The organism is Stenotrophomonas sp. AGC87 (genome assembly GCF_057333975.1).
In genome coordinates, this window is sequence record NZ_JBHFHW010000015.1 from 66,828 (window position 1) to 79,873 (window position 13,046).

Annotated in this window: 13 protein-coding genes; all 13 read left to right on the forward strand. The window is 67.8% G+C overall.

Translation table 11 applies throughout. The features are described 5' to 3' along the window. Positions 1-633 carry a type II secretion system protein J gene (locus ACE026_RS06430; protein WP_486038505.1) on the forward strand — a complete coding sequence of 211 codons (633 nt, stop codon included), beginning with the start codon at positions 1-3 and terminating at the stop codon, positions 631-633. Beyond that, positions 630-1,493 carry a type II secretion system minor pseudopilin gene (locus ACE026_RS06435; RefSeq protein ID WP_486038416.1) on the forward strand — a complete coding sequence of 288 codons (864 nt, stop codon included), beginning with the start codon at positions 630-632 and terminating at the stop codon, positions 1,491-1,493. The genes ACE026_RS06430 and ACE026_RS06435 overlap by 4 nt, the downstream gene beginning before the upstream one ends. Beyond that, positions 1,490-2,638, forward strand: coding sequence for a PilN domain-containing protein (locus ACE026_RS06440; RefSeq protein WP_486038417.1), 1,149 nt, complete (start codon positions 1,490-1,492; stop codon positions 2,636-2,638). Before ACE026_RS06435 ends, ACE026_RS06440 begins: the two co-directional genes overlap by 4 nt. Next, a complete protein-coding gene (gene gspM / locus ACE026_RS06445; RefSeq protein WP_486038418.1) occupies positions 2,613-3,356 on the forward strand; it encodes a type II secretion system protein GspM in 744 nt (247 codons plus the stop codon). The genes ACE026_RS06440 and gspM overlap by 26 nt, the downstream gene beginning before the upstream one ends. Beyond that, positions 3,346-4,146: a hypothetical protein gene (locus tag ACE026_RS06450; RefSeq protein WP_486038419.1), complete on the forward strand. Its 801-nt coding sequence runs from the start codon at positions 3,346-3,348 to the stop codon at positions 4,144-4,146. The genes gspM and ACE026_RS06450 overlap by 11 nt, the downstream gene beginning before the upstream one ends. Before the next feature lie 9 nt (positions 4,147-4,155). Next, positions 4,156-6,354, forward strand: a complete 2,199-nt coding sequence (gene gspD, locus ACE026_RS06455; RefSeq protein ID WP_486038420.1) for a type II secretion system secretin GspD — start codon at positions 4,156-4,158, stop codon at positions 6,352-6,354. Between the two features lie 115 nt (positions 6,355-6,469). Continuing rightward, positions 6,470-7,336 carry a glycosyltransferase family 2 protein gene (locus ACE026_RS06460; protein ID WP_486038421.1) on the forward strand — a complete coding sequence of 289 codons (867 nt, stop codon included), beginning with the start codon at positions 6,470-6,472 and terminating at the stop codon, positions 7,334-7,336. Continuing rightward, a complete protein-coding gene (locus tag ACE026_RS06465) occupies positions 7,333-8,169 on the forward strand; it encodes a glycosyltransferase family 2 protein (RefSeq protein WP_486038422.1) in 837 nt (278 codons plus the stop codon). The genes ACE026_RS06460 and ACE026_RS06465 overlap by 4 nt, the downstream gene beginning before the upstream one ends. 108 nt (positions 8,170-8,277) lie before the next feature. Further along, positions 8,278-9,456, forward strand: a complete 1,179-nt coding sequence (gene pncB / locus ACE026_RS06470) for a nicotinate phosphoribosyltransferase (RefSeq protein ID WP_486038423.1) — start codon at positions 8,278-8,280, stop codon at positions 9,454-9,456. A 300-nt stretch (positions 9,457-9,756) separates the two neighbouring features. After that, positions 9,757-10,215, forward strand: coding sequence for a cellulose biosynthesis protein BcsD (gene bcsD, locus ACE026_RS06475; RefSeq protein ID WP_486038424.1), 459 nt, complete (start codon positions 9,757-9,759; stop codon positions 10,213-10,215). Positions 10,216-10,239: 24 nt separating this feature from the next. Next, positions 10,240-10,599 (forward strand): hypothetical protein, encoded by a 360-nt coding sequence (locus tag ACE026_RS06480; protein ID WP_486038425.1) that lies wholly within the window; start codon positions 10,240-10,242, stop codon positions 10,597-10,599. Between the two features lie 98 nt (positions 10,600-10,697). Beyond that, positions 10,698-12,848, forward strand: coding sequence for a UDP-forming cellulose synthase catalytic subunit (gene bcsA / locus ACE026_RS06485; RefSeq protein WP_486038426.1), 2,151 nt, complete (start codon positions 10,698-10,700; stop codon positions 12,846-12,848). Continuing rightward, positions 12,845-13,046, forward strand: a 202-nt coding sequence (locus ACE026_RS06490; protein WP_486038427.1) for a hypothetical protein, incomplete at its 3' end; no start/stop codon positions are given. The genes bcsA and ACE026_RS06490, both read left to right, overlap by 4 nt.

Consider the following 13,046-nt stretch of genomic DNA (forward strand, 5'->3'; position numbering starts at 1 on the left):
CTGCGCGCGCGCCGCGCCGGCGGCTTCACCCTGATCGAAATCCTGCTGGCGACCGCGCTGCTGGTGGGCGGCCTGGCGCTGGCCTTCGCCACCGTGCGCTCGGCCATGGCGATCAGCCAGCGCGGCGAGCGCATGGCCGCCCAGAACGAGCGCATGCGCGCGGTCGAAGGCTTTCTGCGGCGTCGCCTGTCGACGGCACTGGTGATCGCGACCTCGCCGCCGGATCCCACCCGTGACCCGGTGTACTTCATTGGCGAGCCGCAGCGGATGCTGTTTGTCTCCGATCTGCCCGGCTACCTCGGCCGCGGCGGGCCGTATGCGCATGAGCTGCAGGTGCGCCGCGCCGGTGGGCAGGAACAACTGGAGATCGGGCTGACCCTGCTGCAGAACGGCGAGGCGATCGAAGAAGACCCGCCGCGCCCGCCGGAGATGCTGGCCGATCAATTGCGCGAGGTGCGCTTCCGCTATCGCGGCACCGATCCGCGCACCGGCCAGCTGACCGAATGGCTGGACCGCTGGGAAGACACCCGCCGCCTGCCACTGCTGGTGTCGATCGAGATCGCGCCGCTGCAGGGGCCGGCGTGGCCACCGATGATCACAGCGCTCCCGCCACCGCGCGGAGATCGCCAATGAGGCCGGCGCGCGGTGCCGCGCTGGTGCTGGTGCTGTGGCTGATCGCGCTGCTCACGGCGGTGATCGGCGCATTCGCGCTGAGCGCGCGGGTGGAGCACATGCAGCAGCGCGTGATCGGCGACGACGCCATCGGCCAGGAGTACGCGCGCGCGGGGCTCGAATATGCCCTGCATCGTCTGCAGCCCCGCGCCAGTCAGCCGGCCTGGGTAGCCGATGGCCGCCGCTACCGGTGGACCTTCGATACGCGTCGGATCGATCTGACGATTCTCGACGAGAACGGCAAGATCAATCTGAATCTGGCCGACGTTAGCCTGCTCAGCGCATTCCTGCGCGCGATGGGGGAAGAGCCCGGGCGCGCCCAGCAGCTGGCCGGCGCCATCGTCGACTGGCGCGATGCCGACAGCCTCAAACAACCCGGTGGCGGCGCGGAGACGCCCGATTACGTCGCTGCGGGCCGTCCGTACGGCGCACGCAATGCGCGTTTCGAGACCGTGGGCGAACTGCAGCGCGTGCTGGGCATGGAGGCAGACCTGTATGCGCGGATCGAGCCGATGCTGACCCTGTACAGCCGCCAGGCACGTCCAGACCCACGTTTTGCAGCCGGCCCGGTATTGACCGCGCTGGGGCTGGATGCCGAACGCCTGCTGGCCGAGCGGGAACGTGCGGCGGCGGCCGATCAGGCCGGATTACCGGCCGCACCGCTTGCAGGTGGCAGCGGCACCTATAGTATCGAGAGTCGCGCCACGGACGAACGCGGCCGGATATCGGTACTGCGCGCCGTGGTGAGGATGGGCTCGGCAGGCATGCCGGGAACGGCATACACAGTACTTCGCTGGGAACAGGGAATGGCAGCAAGATGACGGCATGGCGTGACAGTCTGGTGCGGGCCCGCGGGCGCTTGTCGCCTGGCGTGGGCAGCAGCCTGCGCTGGTGGCGGCAATCGTTGCTGGCCTGGCTGCCGGTGCGGTGGCAATGGGCGATGGGCTGGTCGCGCTCGCGGCTGCTGTTGCAGCGCGATGGTGAGGTGTTGCGCCTGCAGCGCCAGACGGGCGAGCAGATCGAGGCGATCGCCGAGCTGCCCTGGCCGGTATCACCGGCCACCCTGGATACCGTGCTGGATGTGCGCCTGCGCAGCTTGCCGCGGCATTGGTTGCTGCCTGCCGGCAGCGTGTTGCGGCGCCCGCTGCGGCTGCCCGCGGCGGCCGCGGAGCGGCTGCGCGATGTGGTCGGTTTTGAGATTGATCGGCAGACCCCCTTCGATGCCAGCCAGGTCAGCTACGACGTGCGCGAGCTGGGCGCGCTGCCGGATGGCCAGTTGCAGGTAGAGCTGGTGGTGATCCCGCGCGTGCAGCTGGAGCAGTGGGCGCAGCAGGCCGGGCCGTGGGCGCAGGCCGTGGCCGGCGTCGATGCGGTGGATGCCACGGGCCAGCCGCTGGACGTCAATCTGCTTCCGGGCGCGCAGCGGCAGCCGTATCGCGACCCGATGGCGCGCTGGAACGGGATCCTGGCCGTGGGCGCGATCGTGCTGCTTGCGCTGGCCGGCCATCAGTTGATTGACAATCGGCAAGCCGCGGCGGACCAGTTGCGTGAGCAGGTCGATGCCGCCGCGCGTGATGCGCGTCGGGTTGCCGCCGAACGGCAGCAACTGCAGAGTCTGGTCGAAGGCGCCGCGTTCCTGGAGGGCAAGCGTGCCGAGCATGCGAGCACCGTGGAAATCTGGAATGAACTTACCCGCTTGCTGCCCGATGGCACCTATCTGGAAAAAATGTCGATCGAAGGCACCACGCTGCAGTTGATCGGGCTCAGCCGCGAAGCCTCGCAACTGGTGCCGCTGCTGCAGGACTCGCCGCTGTGGCGCAAGGTCAACCTGACCGGTGTGCTGCAGGCCGATGGGGCGACCAGCGGCCGCGACCGTTTCACGCTGACTGCCGAGCTGCAGCCGCTGCCCGGTGCGACACCGCCTGCCAAGGAGGTTGCCGATGGCAGCACATCCGACGCGCCGTGATCGCTGGCTGGCACTGGGGCTGCTGTTGGCGGTGATCGCCGTGGCCTACCTGCTGCTGGTGCATCCGTGGTTGACGCGCCCGTTGCTGGCGATCAACGCCGACATCACTGCCGTGCAGGAGCGCCAGCAGCGCGTGGAGGCGCAGTTGGCGCAGCGCGGCCAGATCGCCACCCAACTGAGCGAGGTGCAGACGGCGCTCGAGGGCCGCCCCGGCTTCCTGCGCGAGGCCACGGCCGAATCGGCCGCCGCCGCGCTCTCCAGCCGTCTGCAGGATGCGGTGGCCTCGGCCAGTCCGGGCAATCGCAGCTGCACGATCAGCAACCGCACGCCGCTGCCTGATGCCAGCCGTGAACCGGCGTTTCCGCGCGTTGCCCTGCAGGTGCGGCTGCGGTGCGGCGTGCCGGAAATGGCCGCGGTGCTGCACACGCTGGAAACGGGGACACCGCGCCTGTTTGTAGACAACCTCAACCTGCTCGCACAGCGCTTCCAGCAATCGCCAAGTGAAACCGGCACCGGCCTGGACGTGTCGTTCGAACTGGTCGGTTATCTGCGCCCAGGCGCCGCGCTGGAGCCTGGTACGCCGGTGCCCTCCTCCCTTCCGCTGCCGCCGGGACAGGACGCTGGGCAGAACGCTGACCCAGGTGCGGCCCCGCCCAGCGATGCGGCCGAACCCGCGCCGGCACCGGACGCTGCCGAGGAGGTCGAGCATGAAGTTTGAAGCAGCCGGCCTGCGCACCTGGTGGCTGGGGGGCATCGCGCTGTGGGCCCTGGCGATCTGGATCGCCACGCTGTTCGGGCTGGGCAGCCGTATCGCGCCGGCCACGGAGGGCGATATCGGCCCCGGGCCGTTGCCGCAGCTGGCACCGGCAGCGCCGGAGCGCATGGCCTCGGCCAGCACCTACGCACAGATCGGTGCGCGGCCGCTGTTCGCCGAAGACCGGCAGCCACGCCCGTATCTGCTCGGCGGCACCGAGCAGGGCACCGCCAGCAGTGTCTCGCTGACCGGCGTGCTGCTCATGCCTGACTTCGCCATGGCCATCCTGACCACCGATCAACGCCAGTCGCTGCGGTTGCGCTTGAACGGTGAAGCGGTGAACGGCTGGCAGCTGCTGGCGCTGGAACCACGCCGGGCCACTGTCAGCGGGCCGGGTGGCACCCAGACGCTGGAACTGCCGGTGTTCAACGGGCAGGGCGGCGAACCGCCGACGGTGCTGGGCAGCCCACAGCTCACCACGGTGCCACCGGCCGGTACCGGCGCCCGCCCGATCAATGGCGCGGCGGCACCGATGCCCGCGCCACCACCGGCTGCACCCCCTGCGCCGCAGGCAGGGACGCCCTCGGCTGCGGCGGCCCCCGCGCAGAACGCGCAGGGCCCCAGCGAAGACCAGATGAAGGCGATCCGCGAGCGCATCCAGGCGCGCCGCCAGCAATTGCAGCAACAACAGCAACAGCAGCAGCAACAGCAGTCGCAGCAACCGCCCGCGGGCGGCTCCGGCCACAACCCTTAGAGTGACAGCATGACCCTGCGCCTTTTCTCCGTGTCTTTCCTTGTCGCCCTGCTGGTGGGCTGCACCACCGTGCCCGCGCCGGAGGTGCGCCGCGATGCGGTCCTCGACAGCCACCAGGTGGTCGCCGGCGATGGATCCCACGCAGGCGTCGATGCCGAGCCACTGGGAACCAGCAGTGCACCGCAGGCGGTGATCCGCCGCGGCACCGGCACCATGATCAACCGCAGCGCTGCCGCCGCGCCGCAGCCGTCGCTGGGCAATGCCTCCACCGGCAATGCGACCTTCAACTTCGAAGGCGAATCGGTGCACGCCGTGGTCAAGGCGATCCTCGGCGACTTCCTCGGCCAGAACTATGTAATTGCACCGGGCGTGCAGGGCACCGTGACCCTGGCCACGCCCAAGCCGGTCTCCTCGGCGCAGGCCTTGAACCTGCTGGAAATGGTGCTGGGCTGGAACAACGCACGCATGGTCTACAGCGCAGGCCGCTACAACATCGTGGCCGCCGATCAGGCGCTGGCTGGCACCGTGTCACCCAGCACCGCCTCGCCGGCCAATGCGCGTGGCTTCGAAGTGCGCGTGGTGCCGCTGCAGTACATCTCCGCCACCGAGATGAAGAAAGTGCTGGAGCCGTACGCGCGCCCGAACGCGATCGTCAACGTCGACAACGGCCGCAACGTGATCACCCTCGGCGGTACCCGCAGCGAACTGGAGAACTACCTGCGCACGGTCGAGATTTTCGACGTGGACTGGCTCTCGGGCATGTCCGTGGGCGTGTTCCCGATCCAGTCCGGCAAGGCCGAGCAGGTGGCCGCCGATCTGGAGAAAGTGTTCGGCGAGGAAAGCAAAACCCCCAGCGCCGGCATGTTCCGCTTCCTGCCGCTGGAGAATGCCAACGCGGTGCTGGTAATCACCCCGCAGGCGCGCTATCTCGACCAGATCCAGCAGTGGCTGGACCGCATCGATACCGCCGGTGGCAGCGCGCGGCTGTTCTCCTACGAGCTGCGCTACGTCAAGGCCAAGGACCTGGCTGAGCGCCTGGCCGAGGCGTTCGCCAATGAGAACGGCCGCAGCGGCCGCGGCAGCAGTTCGCTGGCGCCGGGCGCGTCGCCGATGGACATCGGCAGCCGCGATGGCAACAGCAACAACAGTAATTTCTCCAACTCCGGCAGCAGCAACGGCAGCAGCCGCGGTGGGCTGGGCGAAGGCACGATGAGTCTGCCGCAGCGCCAGTCCGGCAACGCCAGCTTCAGCCTGGAGGTGCAGGGCGATACGGTCGGCGTGTCCGCAGTGGAGGAAACCAATACGTTGCTGGTGCGCTCCACCCCACAGGCCTGGCGCTCGATCCGCGAGGTGATCGAGAAGCTCGACGTGATGCCGATGCAGGTCCACATCGAAGCGCAGGTCGCCGAGGTCGCGCTGACCGGCGATCTGAGCTACGGCGTCAACTGGTTCTTCGAGCAGGCCGTGGCCACCGGCAAGACCGAGAGCGGCATCGACCTGCCCAGCGCGCTTGGCCGTTCGATCTGGGGCAGCATTTCCGGCTCGGTCGGCAGTGATGGGGTCGGCTGGACCTTCCTCGGCAAGAACGCCGCCGCCGTGGTCAGCGCGCTGGACAAGGTCAGCAACCTGCGTCTGCTGCAGACCCCCTCGCTGTTCGTGCGCAACAACGCCGAAGCCACCCTCAACGTGGGCACCCAGATTCCGATCAACTCGGTGTCGGTCAATACCGGCGTGGGCGGCGACAACACCTACAGCCAGGTCCAGTACCTGGATACCGGCGTGATCCTCAAAGTGCGCCCGCGCATCACCCGCGATGGCGTGGTGTTCCTGGACATCGTGCAGGAGGTCAGCTCGGCCGGCGCGATCCCCAGCGGCTGCGACCCGACCCGCACCACCTGCAACCCGCCGATCAATACCCGCAAGATCTCCACCGAAGCGGCGGTGCAGAGCGGTGACACCATCATGCTCGCCGGCCTGATCACCGATTCCGGCGAAGACGGCTCCAGTGGCGTACCGGGCCTGAGCAAGCTGCCGGTGATCGGTGCGCTGTTTGGCCGGAAGACGTTGAAGTCCGAACGCTCCGAAGTGATCGTGCTGCTGACCCCGACCATCGTGCGCAACGCACAGGAGTCGCGGAACCTGACCGACGAGTACAGCAGCCGCTTCCGTGCGATGGAGCCGTTCCCCGAGCGCAAGGGCAAGCGCTGAGCAATGCCAGGCCCCTGCTGTCATCGCAGGGGCCGATCTTGTTACGCTGGCCGCGCCCAAGGGAGCCTGCGATGACACAGCGACACGGCGAAGACGGCAGCACGCGGAGGTCGGCATGAGCACGGTCATCCTGTTGCCGATCGGGGGCGACGATGCCGCGCTGGACCGCTGCCTGGCCGCGCTCGATGCCGGCACCGCGCCAGGCACCGCGATCTGGTTGGCCGATGACGGTCAGGCCGGGCCGCGTGCCCAGGCCGTGATCGAACACTGGTTGGCACAGACGCCGCTGCAGGCCGAGTACACCCGCCGCGCCCGCGCGATCGGCGAAGTCGCCCATCTGGATGAAATGCTCGCGGCATGTACCGGCGCCGACGTGGTGGTGCTCGCCCCGGATGCGATCCCGGCACCGGGCTGGTTGCAGCAGCTGGAGGCGTGCCTGGCCCGCGATGCCTCGATCGGCTCGGCCACGCCGTGGTGCAATGCCGGTGAGACGGCCGCCTGGCCGCGCCTGGGCGAGATCAATCCGCTGCCCGATGACCTGGATCTGGCACCGTTGGCGCAGGCCTGCGCGGCGATGCCGCCGCTGCATCCCGAACTGCCCTCGGCGGTGACCCATGCGGTGTTGTTGCGCGGCAATGCCCGGCGCAAGGCCGGCGGGCTGGACATGCACAGCTACGCGTCGTGGAATGCGGCGCTGATCGACCTCAGCCTGCGCATGGCCGGGCTCGGCTGGCGCAACGCGCTGTGCGAGACCGCCTTCGTCGCCCGCGTTGCCGAAGGCGTGACCGGCGAGGGCGACATGGAGGCGTTGGCGACGCGCTGGCCGGCCTGGCCGCCGCGGCTGGCCGGCTTTCTGATGGTCGATCCGTTGCAGCAGGCACGCCACGACCTGCAGCAACACCACCGGCAGGCGATAATGCCGAAGGCGCAGGGCGATCTGTTCGCGCCGCCTGTCATTGCCGCCCCGGAGTCGCCCGTTTGAGCCCTGCCATCGCCGCCATCATCGTCAGCTACCAGAGCGCCAGCACGCTGGACGCCTGCCTGCTGCGCCTGCGCGAGGCGCGCGACATCGCCGAAATCCGCGTGGTCGACAACGATTCCACCGACGGCACCCTGGAGATCGTGCAGCGCCATGCCAGCGCCGATCCGCGGGTGCGCTTCATCGCCAATCCGGACAATCCTGGCTTTGCCGCCGCCAACAACCAGGGCGTGGCCGACAGCCAGGCACCTTGGCTGGCCTTCATCAACCCGGACTTGATGGTCGGCCCGGAGACCCTGGCCCACCTGCGCGAACGCGCACTGCCGCTGGGTGACTGTCTGCTGGGGGTCGAGCAGGTGGACGAGGAGGGTGCGCCGGACGATGCGGTGCGCCGCCGTGATCCGGATTTCGCCGCGATGCTGCGCAACCCCGGGCAGGGCGGCAAGCTGGCGATCCCGGTGGACCGCAGCCAGCCGCTGCAGGTGGTGCCGGCCCTGTCCGGCGCATTGCTGCTGATGCCGCGCGCCTTGTTCGACCGGATCGGCGGCTGGGATGCGGGCTACCGCCTGCACGCCGAGGATCTGGACCTGTGCCGGCGCGCACGCGAGGCCGGCGCGGTGATCGCCATCGCCAACGACCTGCAGGTCACGCATGTACGCGGCGTCTCCAGCCGCTCACGGCCGTTTTTCGTGGAGTGGCACAAGCACCGCGGGCTGTGGCGGTACTTCCGGAAATTCGAGGCGCCGCAACGAGCATGGCCGGTGCGCTGTGCCGTGTGGGGCGCGATCTGGGCGCATGCGCTGGCGCAGGTGCCGCGTCTGCTCCGCCGCCGGTAGAGGGCCGCGTACTCGCTTCGGCACCGGGGCGATACGTGTCGTGAACGCATCCCACGCTGAGGGCACCGGCCGTTGGTCGTACACGGTGGCAGGCGCATACTCTCCAGCATGATCATCCAGTCCCTGCTCGACACCGACCTGTACAAGTTCACCATGATGCAGGCGGTGCTGCATCAGTACCCCGGCGCGCAGGTGCAGTACCGGTTCAAGTGCCGGACCCCGGGCATTGACCTGGCGCAGTTCATCGACCAGATCAACGCCGAGATCGACCACCTGTGCAGCCTGCGCTTCAGCGCCGAAGAGCTCGATTACGTGCGCGGCCTGCGCTTCGTCAAACCGGATTTCGCCGATTTCCTCGGCCTGTTCCACCTGGACCGCAAGTACATCGCACTGCGCCCCTCGACCACCGTGCCCGGTGAGATCGATCTGGACATCACCGGGCCGTGGCTGCACACCATCCTGTTCGAAGTCCCGCTGCTGGCGATCATCAACGAGGTCTGGTTCCGCAACACCACCGACTCGGATTTCAGCGAGGGCGAGCGCCGGCTGCAGGCCAAGACCGCGCTGCTGCGCGATACCCCCGGCTTCGAGCTGTGCCGGATCGCCGATTACGGCAGCCGCCGCCGTTACTCGCGCCAGTGGCACGGGCGGATGCTGCCGATGCTGCGCGACGCGCTCGGTGCGCAGTTCGTGGGCACCAGCAACGTGCATTTCGCCCGGCTCTACGGCATGACCCCGCACGGCACCATGGCCCATGAGTACCTGCAGGCCTTCCAGGCACTCGGCCCGCGCCTGCGCGATTCGCAGGTGGCGGCGCTGGAATCCTGGGCGCGCGAGTACCGCGGCGACCTCGGTATCGCGTTGTCGGACGTGGTCGGGCTGGAGGCCTTCCTGCGCGACTTCGACATGTACTTCTGCAAGCTGTTCGACGGCGTCCGCCACGATTCCGGGGATCCCTTCACCTGGGGCGACCGCATGCTGGCCCACTTTGAAAGCCGCCGGGTGGATCCACGCAGCAAGGTGCTGGTCTTCAGCGACGGGCTGAACATCGAAAAGGTAATGCAGCTGTTCGATTACTTCCGCGGCCGCTGCCAGGTGGCCTTCGGGGTCGGCACGCACCTGACCAACGACCTGGGGCCGACCCCGCTCAACATCGTCATCAAGATGGTCCGCTGCAACGGCCAGCCGGTCGCCAAGCTGAGTGATTCACCCGGCAAGAGCATGTGTGATGACCCAGGTTATCTGGCGTATCTGCGGCAGGTGTTCGAGTTGCCGGCCGAGGGTTGAGCGTTGCGCCGGGGCGGGCGATACGCTGCGGCGTCACACTTTTCCGCACGCCCTGCCTGGGTAGGGGCGAGGCCACGGGTTGCCCTCACGGCCGCTCGGCACCACGGGTATCCCGCGTTTCCGTTCAGCCCGGTGGCGGCGGGTGACGCGGCGCGTCAGGAAGCGACGCAGCGCGCTTGCTATGCAGGAATGCCAGATGTGCCACAATAATGTGAGGCGTAGTTCACACTTTTGACCGACATCGATGCCGGTAATTGCCCGTATACCGCCTCTGCATCGTGGTTCGTCTAGGCTTCCCAGATGAATTCATCAGCATTGCTTGATTACTACCGTGCCCATTCGTGCTCTCCTCAGTGGCGCGGCTTTTTGCTTGCGCTCTGCGAAGAGTTCGACAGTGCGTTGCCCGATGCCGAGCTGTCCCGGCTGATGGCGCGTATCGGTGAGCGCTTCGGCCGTGACCATGCGCTGCCGGCGGTGGCGACGCTTGAGGAACTGCAGCATGCGGCCAATGCCGTGTGGTCGTCGACGGAGTGGGGGCTGGTCGTATTCGAGGAAGCGCCCGAACAGGTGCGCATCCATCACGCCGCCTCGCCGTTGTCGGCGGTGCTCGGCGCCCGCGCCGGGTGGGACACCGGGTTTCTCGAAGGTGTGTACCGGCAGTGGTTCCACGCCGCCGGGATGATGTCGGTGCTGGATGTGCGCTATCTGCAGAGCGATCATCCTGATGTAGCCACGTACACGCTCTCGCGTGTGTTCTGAATCTCTCCCCCTTTCGATGGTGCCATGAGCAAGCTTCAGCAACCTGCCGATTCAGAGAGCCACGACGACGTGGCCGGTCTCTTCAACCGCCTGGGGGACCGCGATGACACGCGTGCTTACCGGGATTTCTCTCACAGCCAGTCCCGCGTCAGCACGGTGGCCAAGCCGCGCGACGAGGCGCCGCCGCCAATTCCGGCCGTGGTCCTGCCGCCGGTCCCCAGTGCCGCAGCGGTGATTGCGCCGGCCCACGCTGGCCCGGTGGAAACACAGGCCAGTGCCGCACCGGCACAGAAAACACCGTTGGAACAGTTGTTCCAGCGCTTGGCGGGCGCGCGCAGCGCGACGCCGGGGCACAGCCCGCTGAGCCGGTTGCGCCAGGGTTGAAACGTAGCCGGTGATCGTCCGTCACGCCTTTCGGGGCGAGGCGACGGGCCGGCTGATGCAAGGGGATGCCGCTGCCTGCGGCCGTGTTGGGGAACATCATGAGCAAAACTTCCACCCCGAGAGGGGATGCCGTTCTGGCCCGCTTGGCGCTGCTTGCGCTGGTGGTCGGCGGCGCCATGCTGCTGGCCTTCGTGATCACCGTGCCCATGGAGATCGGCCAGCAGTTCCTGTTCTCTGCGGTGGTGTTCCTGATCGCCCTGTGCCTGCGCAATCGCGAAAGCCGGTTGATCCCGCTGGTGTTGATGGGCCTGTCGCTGGTGATGTCCACGCGCTACATGTACTGGCGCCTGACCGACACCATGGGCATGAGCAGCTTCGTGGATCTCACCTTGGGGCTGGGCCTGGTGGCCGCCGAGGTGTACTCCTTCATCGTGCTGGTATTGGGCTACTTCCAGGTGGCCTGGCCGCTGCACCGCAAGCCGATGCCGCTGCCCGAAGATCAGTCGTTGTGGCCAAGCGTGGATGTGTTCATCCCGACCTACAACGAACCGCTCTCGGTGGTGCGCACCACAGTGCTGGCGGCGACGGTACTGGACTGGCCGGCCGACAAGCTCAACATCTACCTGCTTGATGACGGCCGCCGCGAGGAATTCCGCGAATTCTGCGAAGAGATCGGGGTGAAGTACATCACCCGCACCAACAACAATCACGCCAAGGCCGGCAACATCAATGCGGCGTTGAAGAAGACCACGGGCGAATACGTGGCCATCTTCGACTGCGACCACATGCCGACCCGCTCGTTCCTGCAGATGTCGATGGGCTGGTTCCTGTTCGACGAGAAGATGGCGGTGGTGCAGACGCCCCATTACTTCTTCTCGGCCGACCCGTTCGAGCGCAACCTGGGCAACTTCGGCCGCGTGCCCAACGAAGGCGAGCTGTTCTACGGCCTGTTGCAGGATGGCAACGACCAGTGGAACGCGACCTTCTTCTGTGGCTCCTGCGCGGTGATCAAGCGCGGCCCGCTGGAGGAAGTCGGCGGGGTGGCGATCGAGACCGTCACCGAGGATGCGCACACCGCGATCCGCCTGCACCGCGCCGGTTACCGCAGCGCCTACATCCCGGTGCCGCAGGCGGCCGGCCTGGCCACCGAGAGCCTCTCGGCGCACGTCGGCCAGCGCATCCGCTGGGCCCGTGGCATGGCGCAGATCCTGCGGGTGGACAACCCCATGTTCGCCAAGGGGCTGAGCCTGATGCAGCGGATCTGCTACACCAACGCGATGCTGCACTTCTTCTATGGCCTGCCACGGATCATCTTCCTGACCGCACCGCTGGCCTTCCTGTTCTTCGGCGCCCACGTCATCCACGCCTCGGCGCTGATGATCCTGGCCTACGCGCTGCCGCACATCGTGATGGCCAACCTCACCAACCTGCGTGTGCAGGGCAAGCATCGCCATCTGCTGTGGAACGAGGTGTACGAGACCACCCTGGCCTGGTACATCCTGCGGCCGACCCTGATGGCGGTGATCAACCCCAAGCTGGGCAAGTTCAACGTCACCGCCAAGGGCGGGCTGGTCCAGCGCAGCTATTTCGATGCACAGATCGCCCGCCCGTATCTGCTGCTGCTGCTGTTGAACCTGCTGGGCGTGGTGGCCGGCATCGTGCGGATGGTGATGGCCGAGACCAGCGGCGAGGTCAATACGATCTGGTTGAACCTGGGCTGGACCGTCTACAACATGATCATGCTGGGCGCGGTGATCGCCACCTCCAGCGAACAGCGCCAGATCCGTCGCTCGCACCGCGTGCCGCTCAACATGCGCGCTGTACTGCACCTGCCCGACGGCCAGGCACTGCCGTGCCGAACGCTGAACTTCTCCACCGGTGGCATGGCGCTGCGGCTGGATCAGTCGCAGCCAGTGCAGCCCGGGACCCACGTCGAGGTCGAGCTGGCGCACCGCCAGCGCAGCCAGCGCCTGCCGGCCGAAGTGCGGCATGACCGCGACGACCAGGGGATCAGCATCCAGTTCGGCGAGCTGACCCTGGAGCAGGAACGCTGGCTGGTCACCTCCACCTTCGCCCGTGCCGATATCTGGGTGAAGCTGTGGGGTCGCCATGACCGCGATACGTTCCTGCGTTCCACCACCGACGTCCTCAAGGCCAGCATGCGCGGCTTCCACCGCCTGGGCAGTTTCGTTCTTGCGGGAGGCCGCAAGGATGGCCCCACCCCGCCGCGCACCGGAGATTCCGCATGACCCGTCGTGACCGTTCCCTGTTCCGCCCGGTGCGCGTGCCGCGTCCGTCCGCCGCAGCGGTGGCGTTCACCCTGACCCTGCTGTGTGGCGCGGTCTACGCGCAGGATCCTGCGGTACCCGCAACGGCCACGCCCGTCGCCGCACCCGCCGATGCCGCCCCGGCAGTGTCCGTGCCGCCGGCCGCGCCCGCGGCCCGTT